We start from the raw sequence: 16,485 nt of genomic DNA on the forward strand, positions 1-16,485 counted from the left end.
GGTACGATCCGTTAGGATGGAGTACCGTTATTATGCCCGCAACAATAGCGGGCATTTTTGTTTTTTGATGCCACTTTATTCATTGAATGGATAAAGTGAGCGGTTTTATATTTTTGTGAATTCGCAACGTTTGGCTGAGGAAATCCGATATTCAAAAACCACTAGGAGAATATCGGTGCTAGGGAGAAAGATTTGAAAACTAAGGTAAAGAAAAACCACAAACGCGCATACGAACTATTGGCTGAGGCGGCTTACTCAGACCCGTTTGCTACACTGGGTCCTTTTGCGAATGACGAAGAAGGTTCATTAAGAGTCTGGATGCCAGGTGCAGACAAAGTTGAACTGGTTGTCGAAGGCGAGCCACGTGTGGAATTAAAGCGCGATGGTGACAGCATTTTTGTCCTAGAAGAAGTGCGCGATTTGCACTTAACACACTACCAATTAGCGGTGAATTGGGATGGTGTTGAACAGCTTGTCGACGACCCTTACCAATATCACAATATTTATCAAGAATATGAGCACCTGCATACGCCAAAAGACATGTACCACTACATGGGCTCACATTTCGTGACGATGGAGCGAGATGGTAAAAATATCTCAGGCGTTCGATTCCTTGTTTACGCACCTCATGCATTCGCCATTAGCCTAGTTGGCAGTTTCAACCAGTGGGATGGCCGCCGTCATCCGATGCAACGCCTTGATTACGGCATTTGGGGCTTGTTCATTCCTGATTTGGAAGAGGGCGTACAATACAAATTTGAGCTCAAAGGACCAAATGGGGAAGGGCTTCCTCACAAACAAGACCCTTGGGGTTTCTTCTCAGAGCAATACCCGTCTTTCGCATCGATTACGTACGATCATAATCGTTACCAATGGCAAGACACCAAATGGCAAAACCGAACGGTCACGCAAAAACGTGATGAGGCTTTATCCTTCTACGAACTCCATGCTGGTTCTTGGAAGCGCAATGCGGACGGTGATTTCCTAAATTATCGTGAGCTGGCGACTGAGTTGGTTCCATACTTAGTCGACATGGGATATACCCACGTTGAACTCATGCCAGTGTCTGAACATCCGTTCTTTGGTTCTTGGGGTTATCAGCCAGTTGGCCTATTTGCCCCAACCAGTCGTTACGGCTCACCTGACGATTTCAAATTCTTCGTCGATGCGTGTCACCAAGCTGGCTTGGGCGTGGTACTGGATTGGGTGCCTGCTCACTTCCCGTCGGACGATCATGGCTTAGCGAACTTCGACGGTACGCCACTGTTCCACGATCCAGATCCTCGTCGTGGTTGGCACCAAGATTGGAACTCATACATTTACGATTTAGGTCGTGAACATGTTCGTCGCTTCCTTGTGTCTAACGCACTGTACTGGTTCGAGCAATTCCATATTGATGGTATTCGTGTTGATGCTGTCGCTTCAATGCTCTACCTAGACTACTCACGCAGCCACGATCAGTGGATCCCGAACGTCGACGGTGGTAATGAGAACTACGATGCGATCGCAACCTTGAAGTGGATGAACGAAGAGGTGTACAAGCACTTCCCGAATGCGATGACGATTGCAGAAGAATCGACCGCATTCCCGGGTGTGTCTGCTCCGACGTTTATGGGCGGTTTAGGCTTTGGCTTTAAGTGGAACATGGGCTGGATGCACGACAGTCTATCGTACATTCAAGAAGACCCTGTTCACCGCAAATACCACCACAATACCATCACATTCCCGCTTGTTTATGCACATAGTGAGAACTACGTATTGTCGCTATCTCATGATGAAGTGGTGTACGGCAAAGGTTCTATTCACAACAAGATGCCGGGTGATGAGTGGCAGCAAACTGCAAACCTACGTGCGTACTACGGCTACATGTATGCGCAGCCAGGTAAGAAACTCAACTTCATGGGCGCTGAGTTAGGCCAGACGGCTGAATGGAACCACGACGATCAGTTGCAATGGTTCTTACTTGAGTTTGGTCGCCACCAAGGTGTACAAGCGCTGATTCGTGACTTAAACCACTTGTACCGAAACGAAGCGGCGATGCACGACCAAGATTGCGTGCCTGCTGGCTTTGAATGGCGTCTGCAAGATGAAGCTGATTCCAGCATTTTGGCGCACGAGCGTATCAGCCAAAAAGGCGAGCGTGTATTGGTGATCAGTAACTTCACTCCAGTTCCGCATGAGCGTTTCCGTTTGGGTGTTCCAATGGAAGGCAAATATGAGCTTCTGTTGAATACTGATGATGTGAAATACGATGGCAGCGATTTTGAAGTGCTGGCCAGCGTAGAAACAGAAGAAGTAGAAAGCGAGTCGCTACCTCAGTCTCTTGAGCTGCGTTTACCGCCACTATCAACCGTATTCTACAAACTGGCAAAGTAAGCTGAGTTTACGCACATAACTCAAATAGCCAAAGAACCTGATAAACATCAAGCCCGCTTTACAATGTAAATCGGGCTTTTTTTGACTCTTTCAAAACTTTTACCCGTAAGGGCTCTCTATCACTAAATCCAGAACTTGAATATATCTATGCATCTGATGATTTAGTTTTTCAATTAAAGAGATCGTTGAGTGAGCGTTGTCACAATTCATTAACACTTCACCATGTGGTGACAACAACATGGTGCGATCTTTTTAAATTCCGTAATAAGAACATTAGAGGGAATGAATGTGAATATTACTTATCGGCAATTGAAGGCGTTTGTAGCGTTAGCAGATACTCAAAGCTACACATTGGCTGCAGAAAGAGTCCATTTAACTCAATCTGCATTGAGTCAGATGATCAGAAAGCTGTCTTTACAGATGTCTTGTGATTTAGTTGAAAACAAAAACCGAAAAGTAACATTAACGGAGGCCGGAGAGTCGTTTTATTTAGAAGCGAATATGATAGTTAACAGACTTGAAAAGTGGGAACAAGATAACCGTGCTCGGCAACAAGGGAAGCATGAAACACTCGTCATTTCTTCTTTGTATTCAATGTGTGCTTCTTTGGTGCCTAAAACGATCCAACACCTCAAAAAACATAACCCTCAGTTTGCCTTTAGATTAATTGAAGAACGAGTCGACAATATTCATACTTCGGTTTTAGAAGGGCGAGCAGACGTAGGTTTAGGCACTCCGCCTAACAACTCTATGCTTAACTTTGAATTACTCTTTCGTGATCACTTGTGTTTCGCATGCAAGGTTGGGCATCCTTTAAGCGAATTGAAACAGATTAGTTGGGAAGAAGCTCACTCTCATGCTTCTATTGGTATCAGTCCGGGAAATAGCCTAAGAAGCCTCGCTGATCAGGCGTTTATAAGTGCTGGTTTGACATATGATCCAGAAGTTTGCGTGTCTCATACATCGACGTTGTTGGGCATGATAGAAAGTGGTTTGGGTTCTGCTATCTTATCTTCCACTATTGCGGCCTTGCACGCTAACGAACATCTACGCTTCATTCCAATTGTGCGTCCAGTACAGTATCGCTCTATCGGCATTATTACAAAAAAAGAAACTCATCATGAAATTATTGATGAGTTCATTTTAAGTTTGAAAAAAAGCGTTAATGCTTAGCTAAACGACGTTGTTTCCTACACAGGTCCAACTGGTAATCCGAGCAACGTGTAAATTAAAAATGCTGCTCCCCAAACTGTGAACAGAATACAGGCATAAGGGAGCATCATCGCCAAAAAGGTACCAAATTTTACATTGGAATTGTATTTAGCAATCAATGCTAAAACCATGGGAATATAAGGGTTTGTTGGTGAAATGATATTGGTTGTTGAATCTGCAATTCTATAAGCCATTTGTGTGTATTCTGGCGAAACATCAAGCAGCATAAATAAGGGAATAAAAACAGGAGCCATAATTGCCCATTGAGCCGAACCACTAAAAACTATAAGGTTCATCAACCCTGCAAGAATCATAAACATTGCGAGCATCAATAACTTCGGCATTTGGACATTTGATAATAACTCGGCACCATTTACGGCAACAAATACCGCAAGGTTTGACCAATTAAACCAAGCAATAAACTGCGCAATAACAAATACTAAAACAATATAGCCACCAACTCCGTTGAGGGAGCGTGCCATAAGCTCAGGTACATCACTTGGTTTTTGAATAACGTGTGCTTTTACCCCGTAGACGACGGCGTTTAGAATAAAAAACGCCATAATGATAGGGATAATCCCAGATAAGAATGGCGACGGTACCAAACCCCCGGTTTCGTTTCTTAATGGTGAGTCACTAGGAAAGATTAATGCGATTATTACCGCTATAAATATAACAGAAGTTACTCCAGACCATTTCAAGGCATTACCTTCTTGTTCACTGATTTGATATGTCCTTGAATCTATCCCCTCACTTGCATTATGTGCTTGTTTACTGAATCTAGGTTCAATGTATTTATCAGTGATTAAAGTTCCTGTAACGACAAGTAACGGTACTGAAATTAACATAAAGTACCAGTTAGCAGCTGGGCTTATTTCTATTGGTTCAATAATGCTTGCGGCTTCAGTTGAGATTCCCGATAGTAATACGTCTGTTCCCGCGATGAAGATATTGGCAGTGAATCCTGCTGCGACAGCGACGAAACCAGTAGCAATTCCAACAACAGGGTTTCTGTTGGTAGCGGAAAAAATGATACCAGCTAGAGGAGGGACAAGAATGAAAGCTGCATCAGATGCTAAGTTACCAATAATACCAGTGATAAATATCGATGCTGTAACGAATTTTCGTGGTGCATTGAGTAAGGATTTTTTTATGGCTGAATCCGCTAATCCCACCTCCTGAACAAGGCCTACGGCAATCATCATGGACAGAACTAAACCCAGCGGCTTGAAGGTAATGAAGTTACCAATTGCTGAATTCAGCATATAAACTAACCCTTCACCACTTAGTAGGTTTTTAACTAAAACCTCATCTTGAGTTAGAGGGTGGATAACGCTTCCTCCTAGCATTGAAGTCAGCCAAGATAGAACCATCACCGAAAAGCAAAGGATAAGAAACATGTAAAACGGGTGTGGTATTTTGTCGCCTACCTTTTCTATTTTTTCTATTAACCTTGTTTTGTTATGGACGCTATTTTGCTCGAGCATATGTGTCATATTCGTATCCTTTGACGGTAATAGTCCTTAAGCGTAATGTCTACGTAGTTAGATCAGCTCTGTTCAAGTAATGAAATGAAATAGGCGGCTCCAATCGGTAATATACGGTCATTAAAGTCGTATCGTTTGTGGTGTAAGCCAATCGTTTCATTTCCTTCATTTGTTCCATTTCCTATGAACCCATAACAACCGGGGACTTTCTGCAAGAAGAAAGAAAAATCTTCACTAGCGAGTAGTGGTTGGCATTCGCTATTGACTTTTTGTCTGCCGACTACAGAGATTGCAGCAGTGATCGCAGACTGAGTTTCTGGGCATGTATTGATAGTCGGCGGGTGTGATATTGGCCCAAGAGAAAAATGTGCTTCCATTTCAAACGCTGCTGCAATATTGGTTGTCAGTGTCTCCAATTGCTTAACGAGGCGATTACGAACATCATTGGATAATGTTCTAAACGTACCGCTCATGTTGGCAATATCTGCAATTGCGTTTGTTGTTTCTCCACAGTGTAATTGAGTGACAGATACGACAACAGGATCGAAAGGACTTTGAGTCCTGGTGACTAACCCCTGTATTCCTTGATAAACATGGGTTGCGACGAGAAGAGGATCTTGAGTGTTTTGAGGTATACCCGCATGACCACTTTTCCCTTTTATTGAAATAAAAAGTCTATCAGAGCTAGCCATTATTGGACCGTTTTTAAAGGCGAAATGTCCTTCAGGGATTCCCGGCATGTTGTGTAATGAATAGCAAGCATCTAAAGGATACTTCTCTAAAAGACCATCGGTGAGCATTTTCTTGGCTCCTCCAATGCCTTCTTCTGCGGGTTGGAAAATAAGAACAGCTTTGCCTTTAAAGCTTCTATGAAGAGCAAGGTATTTTGCAGCATACAGTAGCATTGTGGTATGGCCATCGTGGCCGCAAGCATGCATTTTTCCTGAGTTACATGAGCGATGAGCAAAGTCGTTCTCTTCATGTATGGGGAGAGCGTCCATATCAGCTCTAAGTCCGATAGTTTTTCCTAGGCCTTTATTGCCTTGGATTGTAGCTACTACTCCAGTGGTACCAAAACTTGTGTCAATATTTTCAATACCAAACTCTTTTAGTTTTTCGACGACCAGTTTCTGAGTTCTGAATTCTTCAAATCCGAGTTCCGGATGTTTGTGAAGGCTATGGCGTACCTCTGTCATCTCCGGTAGCCAAGCTTCAAGATTATGTATCGTGTTCATGACAACTCCTCTTTAACATTTGTGAAACATTTAACAGTAAGAGGGATTGCGAGCCTAGTTTGATATGTAATAGGTTTATTAGATTCTGTAATGAGCGCGTTTGCTTGTTGATGTCACCTGAACATTCTTATGCGTATATTGGTGTTTTCGTTCTGAGTGATTTCTCAAAAAAGGTATATTTTTTCAAAAGACGACTTATGAAAGTTGCCACCTTTTTCATTTGAAAAGGTTTTAGAGGTTCGTTGCCGAGGTGAGGTAGCTTTTGTGCTATGTTTAACTTTCCTATTTGTTGAGCTTATTTAGATGCTGAGAAAAATCAAATCTTTACTGGTTAAATTGCTGTTGCTCCTTTTAGTGGTACCTGTAGTAATGGTTGGCGCGGTGAAATACGTCGATCCACCAATTTGGGGATGGAAGATCAGCCGCATGATTTCTCCTCCTGAGGGATTCCCTGAAGACAGTCAGAATGAGTGGGTGCCTTTGAATGATATTTCTAAGCACATTCAATTGGCCGTGATCGCGACAGAAGATCAAACGTTCCCGACCCATTACGGTGTGGATTTTGATTCTTTATTTAAAGTGATTTCTCAAGCCGGAGAAAATGGCCCTTCGCGTGGTGCGAGCACGATTACGCAACAAACTGCAAAGAACGTGTTTCTGTTTCCTTCACACTCTTATGTGCGCAAAGCGTATGAACTTTATTTTGCTCTGCTGATGGAAGCGATGTGGAGTAAAGAACGCATTCTCGAAGTGTATTTGAATGTGGTGGAATTTGGCCCAGGTATTTATGGCGCGGAAGCCGCTGCGCAAAACTACTTTGGTATTCCTGCTAAACAACTTTCAACACGCCAAGCAGCAAGGCTTGCAGTAGTGCTGCCAAATCCATATCGCATCAAAGTCTACCCTCAGACTTCATACACCATCAGCCGCGTCAATTGGGCGATGAGACAAATGCGCAACCTTGGTAGCGTTCAGCTTTAAACTCCCTTTTATCCTGCTCATAAATAGAACTACGCCCCAATAAAAGCAAAATGTGAAGCGTCACAAGCTTTAGGGCGTAGCCTTTCAGAATGATGTGCTCAGTTTTTCATCCATTTACTATTAGTGTGAATAAAACTACAACACGAATACTGCGCCTATGCGCAACCAATGGACTGAACGATGAAACTGAATCTGATTACGACTACCTTATTGCTTGCATCGGCAAGTGCCATCGCCGAGCCAAACATTACCATTTCTACCACAACCAACAGCCGTGACTTTCCTTTAAGTGCAGAGCAGCCTTTGGTTGTGCCCTTAACCAAAGACGGATACACGCTTAAAATCACGGGTGTTGAAGGCGACTGTGTGGCGCCTGATGGTCAGAAGGTCAAATTCAACAAACCTATCGCGCTGAACTGTGGAAAGCCAACAGAACTGCCGTTAAAAATCCGTTTTACTGGCGATTACTCTTTTGCTTTTGATGCGGAAGCCAAAACACTGCGCTTCAAGCGAGAGCCTAAGAAAGCCGCGAAGACTGAATTCAAACGCCCAATCCCACAGGTGCAATGTGAGGTTTACCAAGGTGGAGAGGTCACCATTGCGTTGGGTGACAGCTTCCCAGATGGCACCAAGTTGCGTGATGCTTACTCTGGGCAAATGGTCGAAGTAAAAGATCAACAAGTATCGCTGACGCCAAGCAAAGATTCAGGCGGGTTGGTGCTACTAGAGCCAGTGAAGAAAACCAAGGAAGCAGTACCGTTTGATTATCGCAATGCCAACATTTACTTCGTGATGGTCGACCGTTTCAACAACGCCGATACCAGCAATGACAACAGCTATGGGCGCAAGAAAGACGGCAAAGAAGAGATTGGCACCTTCCACGGCGGTGATCTAAAAGGCGTGATCGAGAAACTGGATTACATCAAGAGCCTAGGTACAGATGCGATTTGGTTGTCGCCAATCGTTGAGCAAGTACACGGCTTTGTGGGCGGCGGCGATAGCGGCTCATTCCCATTCTACGCTTACCACGGTTACTGGACGCGTGACTTTACCAAGATTGATGAGAACTTCGGTAACGAAGGTGATCTGAAAAAGCTGGTGGAAGAGGCACACAAACGTGGCCTTAAAGTATTGATGGATGCAGTAATCAACCACACCGGTTACTCAACGTTAGCCGATTTGCAATTTGACGGTATTGAGGTGTTAAAACCAGATGCCGAACTACCTAAAAAGTGGGGTGATTGGCAACCAAAAGCCGGCGAAAATTGGCATAGCTACCACCAGAATATTGATTACCAGAGCCCAAACTGGTCGAAATGGTGGGGCGGTGACTGGGTAAGAACAGGTCTACCGGGATACCCAGCACCGGGCAGCAGCGATATCACTATGTCATTGGCGGGCTTACCTGACTTTATCACTGAATCAGACAACGCCGTGAAGCCTGCGCAATGGCTATTGGATAACCCAGGCACTCGCGTAGAAGCGCGTGACAATTACACCGTTTCCGATTACCTCATTGAGTGGCAAACTGATTGGGTGAAACGCTTTGGTATTGATGGTTACCGTGTTGATACGGTGAAGCACGTTGAAGGTGATGTGTGGAAACACTTGAAAGAAGAGGCTTCAAGCAGTCTTGAGCAGTGGCGTAAAGAGAACGGTAAGTCAGGTCAGCCATTCTGGATGATGGGTGAAGTCTGGGGACATACCGCTTATCGCAGCCCTTACTTTGACGATGGCTTTGACGCCTTGATTAACTTCGACATGCAGAAGAAGTTAGACAAAGGCGCGGCGTGTTTCAGCCAAATGGCAGACACCTACCAAAGTTACGCAGATACTATCGCTAATGAGAAAGACTTCAACCCAGTGAGTTATATGTCTTCTCACGATACCGAGCTGTTCTTCTCTCGTTTCAAAGATTATGGCATGCAGCGTAATGCCGCGAATGCACTACTTTTGAGCCCAGGAGCTGTTCAGGTTTATTACGGTGACGAAGTGGGTCGTAACATTGGTCCTTACGCAGACGATTTCCATCAAGGCACACGCTCTGACATGGTATGGAAACTGTCAGATGAGAAGCAAGCATTGCTAAAACATTGGCAAACACTTGGTCAGTTCCGTAAAGCGCACCCAGCGATTGGTGCGGGTCAGCATCAAGTGATTGAACAAGAAGGCGCGTACGTGTTCTCTCGTTCGCTTGGCAATGACAAAGTCGTTGTGGCGTTTGTTGGTCGTGAGAAATAAACGACACTACGGCATCAGCCCCTCCTCGCTTGAATGTGGGGAGGGGCTGCGTGAGTGCTAATAGGTTTTTCTTCCTAGATAGTCGTATTTAAAAATCAATATCAGAGGTTTTGAAAGTAATCAGTCCAACAAGATATTTGATGATGGATATGACACAAGCAATGCCAGCACAGCCGATTAAAGTCATCGCCAAATCACCAAACTCAGCGGCTCTGTGAAGGCCAAATCCGATGACCAGATAATAGAACAAGCCTAATAGTGCTCCTGCACTCCCTAAGTGATCGCGATAGTGAGTTAACGCGCCGCTTAAGAGGTTTGGAATAGCCAGTCCAAATGATAGGGAAACCAATACCACAGGGATGAAAAACCAAACTGACTCTTGCATGATGAATACACCAAATCCGCCAATCAAAAGTAGCCACGATGCAAACATCACAATCTTTTCGTGACTTAAATGCATGCGTATTAACTTCATATTGATGACAGAACCTAATACAGAACCCAGTGCGAGTATGAACCCTGTATTGCCGAAAAAGTTAACGCTTGCACCCAGTTTTTCAAACATAAATGGTGCGATGCTGTAATAAGAAAACAGCGCAATGTTAAACAACCCTACCATGAGTGTGATGTACCAGATGTGCGTATCGGTCAGCATCTTTATACCGACGGATAACAGGCTATCTTTTTTGGTGTGTGCTGGCTTTGTCTCCGGCAATTTGAACAACGACCAAACCAACAGTGCAATGATGAACACGACCATGGCGATGAAAACCCATTGGTATCCGCCGTATGATGTTAGCCAACTGCCAGCCAACATTCCGATCACAGGGCTAATGCCGATCGATGTTCCAACAATCGAAAAAACGTGGCTGAGCTCTTTACCATGATAGCCATCACGAATGATGGTTTGCGTGCAGACAGAACCAACCGCCGCTCCAAAAGCGCAGCAACCAAAACCGGTTAGCAGCAAATTGAATGTTGGTGCGAGCATGGTAAAAATGGCTGCAATAATAAAGACGATAAGCCCTAGTATCGTTGATACTCTTCGACCTATGACGTCACACATTCTTCCCCAAAAAACCACACCAAATGCAAAAGCGACAAAGAAAATGGACATCGCTTGTGCGGCTTCATTGCTACTGACGCCAAACGTACTTTTCACGGAAGTCAGTGCAGGGCTGTACATTGTCTCGATGATCTGTGGAAACATTAAGAGCACAACAGCCAACGGAATGGACACTTTTTCTATTAATTTATTCATTGTTAAGTTCTCAAAAATACCTCTATTGCTGAGCGTCGTTTGAACATTTAGCTTGATGTTGAGTGAACGACATTCGATTACGTGTTTCACGTTTCTTGGTTTACGTGATACAGCAAAGTATATCTGTGCCATGCTTTGGGTTTATAATGAGAATCAAACATAAAATATCGAAATAAGGACAGGTTGATTTCAATGGCATTACTTTCGAAAGGTGATCATTTTTGTGCTGATGAACACAATGGATTGGTCATTGGCGTCGCTGTCGAGGTATCGGATCATGATTCAGGTATTCATTTCCATGCGAAAGACCAGTTACTTTCATCACAACATGGTTGCATGACGATAACGCTTGAGGACGTCAAGTATGTGTTGCCACCTATGAGAGCAGCATGGATTCCTAAAGGGGTATCACACAACGCTCAGTCAACGAATGTGGCGCAATACCGTTCTCTCTATTTTGACCCGTCATTGACAGAGCGTTTGCCGCGGAAGATTCGAATTTTCGATGTGACGCCTCTGATGAGAATCTTGATCGAAAGGATGTCTTTCTGGCCATTTGATAAACCTGAAAGTGAACAGATCAATACCCTGAATTTATTTATAGAAGAGCTTAACGATTCTGAAGATGTCTATTTACAATTGCCGTTACCCAAAGATTATCGATTACAGTCGTGGATCGCGAAAATCGATGATGAAGCGTTTACAGCGCCTTCTTTGGCTAAGTTAAGCCAATGGGTTGGAGCGAGTGAAAAGACGATAACGAGGATCTTTAATCGTGAGACGGGGATGCCGTACCAAAGTTGGCGTCAGCAATGGCGTCTGCTGGGGGCGATTGAGTTGTTATCCAGCGGCATGAGGCTATCGGATGTTGCGCATCGGTTGGAGTTTTCAAGTGACAGCGCATTCATTTACTTTTTCCGCCAAAAGACGGGGACCACGCCAATGAGTTACTTAAATAATGAGCCAAGTTTTGGGAGCCAACTCAAATAGTCGTCCAATTGCTATTTAGCCTCGTGCTCATATGATAAAGAAAAGCCCTTCCTTGACGACTCAGGGAAGGGCTTTGTTATTTCCGGTTCTTACTTAGCTACTTCAATAGCTATCGGTATCAATCGCTATTTATTTCTTTAGCTCTTGGTCGATGACTTTCTCAAGCTCTTCGAAAGGTACATAACCCGGAATAACTTGGTCATTAATGATGATCGCTGGTGTGCCACGTAAACCTAGGCGAGTGAAGTACTCGTAGTTCTTATCCAACAGCGCTTTGGTCTCTTTGTCGTCAACAAGCTGTGCTTCGGTGCCTGTTTTCTTAGCGATTTTTTGCAGCGAACTTGCATCGTGTGGTCCCGGTTTTTTCACCAATAAGTCATGTACTTGCTTGTATTTGTCATGTTGGTTTTGCCATACGTTCAATGCGTAGCTTGCTGAGTTGTAACCGTTCTTCTCGTACTGTTCTTTGAACGATACCGTCATGTTCAGTACTTTTATTTGCGGGTATGCTTTCTCTACCTTCACCAACTCGCCTTCAAGACGCTTACAGAAAGGACAGCTGTAATCAGTCACATTGATGATAGTCAGTTCTGGATTCTCCGCCCCGGAATACGAGTGCTTGCCATCGTTCAAGTAAGTGCGCACTTCTTCAAGCGTAGAGCTGAATGATTTTTGGTAGGCGACGTACTCTTGTAAGTTTTGATGCAAAGAGTCGAGGACTTGCGGGTTCTCTTGCAGTATCTGCGTAATGTCATCCAGTTTCTCTTGAGTGGTTTTTTCTGCTGCTTGTGAAAACATTGGCACTACCGTAAGTGCTACCGTTAAAAGGGTACGTGTGAATTTCATGATCTTTCCTAAAACTATCGGTCTTCACTGTTTTGTTAGTGAAGTGGTTAAAAATAAAACAATTAATTTGGGGGCAATAGGCCCTAACAATCGGGTTTTATTCTCTAAACACACACAGTTTTAGGTGCACCCGAACTTTTTCGGGTATCGGTTCGGTATGATGACGGAAAGCGTTACGTTCACCACCACAGATAGAGAGTAAGATCAGCGTAAACAGAAATAAGGGAACAATGAAGCTATCCAGATGGTTTTGTGAAACCTGAATCAACTTTTCAGACAGTTCACACTGTTTCGTTAGGCCTTTCTCACTCTTTTGTTGTTGCGCAGTAGCGTGTTCAGCCGTGACTTGATCCGCTATGAGAGGGCAAGATTGATAGAGGCCCGCATTTTTACTTAAACAGATCACGATCACCCAAGCTACGAGGGCAAGTGTCCAGCGAGCGATGTTAGATTGTGATCGAAGCAAAAGGCAAATCCTAGGTGAAACTCTATATATGACCGCACAACCCTAAATTAAATTTCATTGGGCTTTTGTTAGTTTTTGGTCAGAAAACATCAAATAAGCAACAAAACATGAAGCACGTCGAAGGTGTGGTTAAATACAATTTTGCTCAAAAGTTAAACATACTTTGTTAAACGTTTGATTCGTACGGATGTTAGATAAATCTACCTTATCTTGGTCATAAATATTTATTATCTTTTAAATGTGATTCAAATCATAAAATAAAACTTCATAACTGAGTGAGATGATTGTTCGGCAAACGGATTGATTTTGATCATCTCTCTAGCACATTATTCAAGGGATCATCTATGTGTTCTGTTCCACATATATAGGTGAATTTATGACAAGCCCTGTTCATGCTGAACGCAAGGTAACGATTGGGTGTTACATCGCACTCGCGTTTGCGGTTGTGTTCTTCTCTGGTTTAATGCAATCCAACGAATGGTATGGTGTATTCGACTTTACCACTCTTAATGGCTCTTTCGGTAAAGTGGCTTACGGCGTAACGGAAGGTGCGGATGGCGTGGTACAAGCTGCGACTACCTCTTTCCGCGGTACTGGCGGTAGCGGTGCTCGTGACGGTTTCATTTTCGCACTTACTTTGATTCCAACCGTTATGTTCGCATTAGGTATGATCAACGTACTTGAGCACTACGGTGCACTTGAAGCTGCTCGTAAGCTTCTTACTCCTCTTCTACGTCCTCTTATGGGCATCCCTGGTAACTCTGGTTTGGCTCTGATTGCTTCTCTACAAAGTACCGATGCAGGTGCGGCAATGACGCGTCAGCTAAAAGATGAAGGTCACCTAACTAAGCGTGAAACGGACGTATTTACCATGTTCCAGTTCACTGCGGGTGCAACTATCGTGAACTTCTTCTCATCGGGTGCGGTACTGTTCACGTTGACGATGGCTGACGGCTCTCTAGCGGTAACGTCTTCAATTGGTTTAGCGGTTGTTGTGATGTTCGCATTCAAGATCGTTGGCGCGAACCTGTTCCGTATCTATCTGAACATGACTGAAGGTAAAGAAGATAAGCAAGACCAAAACAAATCTGAGAACCTAAAAGAGGAGACGGCATAATGGGTGACGTTAAAGCGAAAAAACCAATGGTGACGGATATCTTCGTCGAAGGTGCTAAGAAAGGTTGGGTGATTGCGACTACCTCTACGGTTCCTAACGTATTGATGGCATTCGTTATCATCAAAGCGCTGCAAATCACTGGCGCGCTGGATCTGATGGGTACTGTGTTCTCTCCAATCATGGCGGTGTTTGGTCTTCCTGGTGAAGCGGCAGCCGTTCTTATCGGCGCTTGGATGTCGATGGGCGGTGCAGTGGGTGTGGTTATCACGCTGTTTGACCAAGGTATCCTTAACGGCACGCACATTGCGATTCTAGCGCCTGCTATCTACCTTATGGGTTCTCAAGTTCAGTACATGGGCCGTATCATGGGCCCAATCGGTACTGAAGGTCGTTACATCCCAGTTATGATTGCAATCTCAGTATTGAACGCGTTTGGCGCAATGCTGGTGATGAATCTGTTTGTCTAGGAGTGAGTCATGCAATTCTCTCTAAATGAATATCTAGAAGAGCTACGTCCGCTAATCAATGTGGATTGTGGCACTTATACCACTGATGGTATCGAGTTCATCGCTTCTCAATTTGAAGAGAAGTACCAAGCGATGTCAGGTTGGAGCGTAAAACGCATCGACTGTGGCAGAGCCGGAGTTGGTCTTGAAGTTCGAAATAAGCCGGAAGCTGAGCAAATCGACGTGATGTTGATTGGTCACATGGATACCGTGTTCCCTGTGGGTACCGCTGAGCTTCGCCCAATGTCTCAAGATGCAGAGAAAGCTTACGGTCCGGGCGTCTCGGACATGAAATCTGGTTTGCTGAACATCGTATACGCGATGCGCAACCTAGACCAAGCGGTGTTGGATAAGTTGTCTATCGTTATCTGCATGAACCCAGATGAAGAAACGGGATCTCTGGACTCTGTGGATTGGATTCAATCAGTAGCGAAAAACGCTAAGAATGTACTGGTTGCAGAAGCAGCACGTGCAGACGGCGGTTTAGTGAAAGCGCGTAAAGGCATGGCTCGCTACAAAATGACCTTTAATGGCGTTGCAGCTCACGCTGGTAACGAGCCAGAAAACGGTCGCAGCGCAATCACTGAGATGGCGAACTGGATCTTGGCAGTCAATGCAATGACCAACTTTGAATCTGGTACCACGTTGAACGTCGGTATTGTCTCTGGTGGTAACGGCGCGAACATCGTCCCTGAACATGCTGAAGCGATCGTGGATGTGCGTTTCTGGAGCAACGAAGAATACGATGATGTCGATAGCAAGCTAAACGGTATGCTGGAAACACCATTCGTTGATGGCGTGAGCATTGAGCTGGTTCGTGAAGCTTATAAGCCTTCAATGGTGCCAAGCCCACAAACGGAAAGCCTGATGATGCTAGTTGAAGAAGCGGCAAGTGAACTGGCGATCGACATCAACTGGAAAGAAGTCGGTGGTGGCTCTGACGCAAACAACACGGCGATTCTTGGTGTTCCAACTTTGGATGGTCTAGGACCTATCGGTGCAGGCTTCCACAGTGATCAAGAGTACTTGTTGCTTGAGTCTATCGAACCACGTATCAAAATGTTGATGCGTGTCCTAGAGAAGATTGCTCAATAAGGCATTCTGCTTCTAAAGCTTGGTTCCCAAAGCTTTTGGTTTCAAAACTTTTAGTTTCCAAGACTTTTTTGTTTCCAAGGCAATAATCCCCGGACTTCGGTTTGGGGATTTTTTTATTTAGCCAATTGGCTTCCTTTCTTCATTATCATTACTCGCTATTAATCCTACGTTCAGGTTCATCGTCTTAATATCTATGCCACAGTCATAAGTTTAGGAGGCACGATGACCACAAGCATGTCTGTAAATTCGGCGTCCGATGACGTCTTAGACCAAACGATGCAAGCACCAGATGAGAAAACCTTCTGGCGTAAAATGAAAAATTCCGTCAAGAAAGCAGGCGAAGAGATTGCTGTTATGGGCATCAAATCATGGCTCGCGATGGCAGATTCCAATACCTCTGTTCGCCACAAAGCTATCTTAGGTGGCGCATTAGCTTACTTCGTTCTCCCCACTGATATGGTGCCCGACGTACTAGCAGGCGTCGGCTTTACCGATGACATGGCAGCACTTACCCTAGCCGCGAACTCGGTCGGCAATGCCATTACCGACGAGCATGAGGAACAAGCGAGAGAAAAGCTGAGTTCGATGACGGAGTAGGAGGAAAAGTGCCCATCAAACATGGTCTATGTTTGGGCTAACTCAAACGAAAAATTGTTATTTTTAATATTTACT

At 44.4% G+C, this 16,485-nt stretch carries 14 protein-coding genes; 9 read left to right on the plus strand and 5 right to left on the minus strand.

Translation table 11 applies throughout. From position 1 onward, the window contains the following. Positions 1-171: 171 nt before the first annotated feature. Together glgB and ATB76_RS11980 are read left to right on the plus strand one after the other, a co-directional pair. Positions 172-2,376: a 1,4-alpha-glucan branching protein GlgB gene (glgB, locus tag ATB76_RS11975; protein ID WP_308620235.1), complete on the plus strand. Its 2,205-nt coding sequence runs from the start codon at positions 172-174 to the stop codon at positions 2,374-2,376. A gap of 288 nt (positions 2,377-2,664) precedes the next feature. After that, entirely contained in the window at positions 2,665-3,549 is an 885-nt protein-coding gene (locus tag ATB76_RS11980; protein WP_061035449.1) for a LysR family transcriptional regulator, read from the plus strand. Between the two features lie 17 nt (positions 3,550-3,566). On the opposite strand, the gene ATB76_RS11985 is transcribed toward ATB76_RS11980, so the two are convergent. Both ATB76_RS11985 and ATB76_RS11990 read right to left on the minus strand, forming a co-directional pair. Continuing rightward, a complete protein-coding gene (locus ATB76_RS11985) occupies positions 3,567-5,084 on the minus strand; it encodes an AbgT family transporter (protein WP_061035289.1) in 1,518 nt (505 codons plus the stop codon). Positions 5,085-5,137: 53 nt separating this feature from the next. Beyond that, the gene (locus ATB76_RS11990) at positions 5,138-6,310 is read right to left on the minus strand and encodes a M20 aminoacylase family protein (protein ID WP_042600533.1); all 1,173 of its coding nucleotides are present in this window, start codon (positions 6,308-6,310) and stop codon (positions 5,138-5,140) included. 303 nt (positions 6,311-6,613) lie between these two features. On the opposite strand from ATB76_RS11990, the gene mtgA reads away from it, so the two are divergent. Both mtgA and ATB76_RS12000 read left to right on the plus strand, forming a co-directional pair. Next, positions 6,614-7,291, plus strand: a complete 678-nt coding sequence (gene mtgA / locus ATB76_RS11995; RefSeq protein ID WP_042600532.1) for a monofunctional biosynthetic peptidoglycan transglycosylase — start codon at positions 6,614-6,616, stop codon at positions 7,289-7,291. 180 nt (positions 7,292-7,471) lie between these two features. After that, positions 7,472-9,532, plus strand: coding sequence for an alpha-amylase (locus ATB76_RS12000; RefSeq protein ID WP_061035290.1), 2,061 nt, complete (start codon positions 7,472-7,474; stop codon positions 9,530-9,532). Positions 9,533-9,620: 88 nt separating this feature from the next. On the opposite strand, the gene ATB76_RS12005 is transcribed toward ATB76_RS12000, so the two are convergent. Next, the gene (locus tag ATB76_RS12005) at positions 9,621-10,793 is read right to left on the minus strand and encodes a multidrug effflux MFS transporter (RefSeq protein ID WP_061035450.1); all 1,173 of its coding nucleotides are present in this window, start codon (positions 10,791-10,793) and stop codon (positions 9,621-9,623) included. Positions 10,794-10,985: 192 nt separating this feature from the next. Between ATB76_RS12005 and ATB76_RS12010 the strand changes: the two genes are divergently transcribed. After that, positions 10,986-11,783: a helix-turn-helix transcriptional regulator gene (locus ATB76_RS12010; RefSeq protein ID WP_061035291.1), complete on the plus strand. Its 798-nt coding sequence runs from the start codon at positions 10,986-10,988 to the stop codon at positions 11,781-11,783. Positions 11,784-11,912: 129 nt separating this feature from the next. Here ATB76_RS12010 and ATB76_RS12015 read toward each other — a convergent pair whose 3' ends face one another. Together ATB76_RS12015 and ATB76_RS12020 are read right to left on the minus strand one after the other, a co-directional pair. Next, entirely contained in the window at positions 11,913-12,629 is a 717-nt protein-coding gene (locus tag ATB76_RS12015) for a DsbA family protein (protein WP_039977972.1), read from the minus strand. A gap of 97 nt (positions 12,630-12,726) precedes the next feature. Next, positions 12,727-13,095 (minus strand): hypothetical protein, encoded by a 369-nt coding sequence (locus ATB76_RS12020; RefSeq protein WP_038868980.1) that lies wholly within the window; start codon positions 13,093-13,095, stop codon positions 12,727-12,729. 376 nt (positions 13,096-13,471) lie between these two features. On the opposite strand from ATB76_RS12020, the gene ATB76_RS12025 reads away from it, so the two are divergent. From ATB76_RS12025 to ATB76_RS12040, 4 genes are all read left to right on the plus strand, one after another. Next, positions 13,472-14,212 carry a nucleoside recognition domain-containing protein gene (locus ATB76_RS12025; RefSeq protein ID WP_042600526.1) on the plus strand — a complete coding sequence of 247 codons (741 nt, stop codon included), beginning with the start codon at positions 13,472-13,474 and terminating at the stop codon, positions 14,210-14,212. Beyond that, complete coding sequence (locus ATB76_RS12030; RefSeq protein ID WP_005374849.1) at positions 14,212-14,679, plus strand: YjiG family protein; 468 nt, start codon at positions 14,212-14,214, stop codon at positions 14,677-14,679. Before ATB76_RS12025 ends, ATB76_RS12030 begins: the two co-directional genes overlap by 1 nt. Before the next feature lie 9 nt (positions 14,680-14,688). Continuing rightward, the gene (locus tag ATB76_RS12035) at positions 14,689-15,813 is read left to right on the plus strand and encodes a M20 family metallopeptidase (protein WP_038881333.1); all 1,125 of its coding nucleotides are present in this window, start codon (positions 14,689-14,691) and stop codon (positions 15,811-15,813) included. A gap of 222 nt (positions 15,814-16,035) precedes the next feature. After that, positions 16,036-16,410, plus strand: coding sequence for a YkvA family protein (locus tag ATB76_RS12040; protein WP_009698021.1), 375 nt, complete (start codon positions 16,036-16,038; stop codon positions 16,408-16,410). Positions 16,411-16,485: the final 75 nt, after the last annotated feature.

This window comes from Vibrio sp. MOR3 (assembly GCF_001557775.1).
In the GTDB taxonomy this organism is placed as follows: Bacteria; Pseudomonadota; Gammaproteobacteria; order Enterobacterales; family Vibrionaceae; genus Vibrio; species Vibrio jasicida.

Bases quoted from the DNA above. Each gene is read 5' to 3' on its own strand.
- ATB76_RS12040 (WP_009698021.1), top strand. From the start codon at position 16,036: ATGACCACAAGCATGTCTGTAAATTCGGCGTCCGATGACGTCTTAGAC.
- ATB76_RS12025 (WP_042600526.1), top strand. From the start codon at position 13,472: ATGACAAGCCCTGTTCATGCTGAACGCAAGGTAACGATTGGGTGTTAC.
- ATB76_RS12030 (WP_005374849.1), top strand. From the start codon at position 14,212: ATGGGTGACGTTAAAGCGAAAAAACCAATGGTGACGGATATCTTCGTC.
- ATB76_RS12010 (WP_061035291.1), top strand. From the start codon at position 10,986: ATGGCATTACTTTCGAAAGGTGATCATTTTTGTGCTGATGAACACAAT.
- ATB76_RS11985 (WP_061035289.1), bottom strand. From the start codon at position 5,084: ATGACACATATGCTCGAGCAAAATAGCGTCCATAACAAAACAAGGTTA.
- ATB76_RS11990 (WP_042600533.1), bottom strand. From the start codon at position 6,310: ATGAACACGATACATAATCTTGAAGCTTGGCTACCGGAGATGACAGAG.
- ATB76_RS12015 (WP_039977972.1), bottom strand. From the start codon at position 12,629: ATGAAATTCACACGTACCCTTTTAACGGTAGCACTTACGGTAGTGCCA.
- ATB76_RS12005 (WP_061035450.1), bottom strand. From the start codon at position 10,793: ATGAATAAATTAATAGAAAAAGTGTCCATTCCGTTGGCTGTTGTGCTC.
- ATB76_RS12035 (WP_038881333.1), top strand. From the start codon at position 14,689: ATGCAATTCTCTCTAAATGAATATCTAGAAGAGCTACGTCCGCTAATC.
- ATB76_RS12000 (WP_061035290.1), top strand. From the start codon at position 7,472: ATGAAACTGAATCTGATTACGACTACCTTATTGCTTGCATCGGCAAGT.
- mtgA (WP_042600532.1), top strand. From the start codon at position 6,614: ATGCTGAGAAAAATCAAATCTTTACTGGTTAAATTGCTGTTGCTCCTT.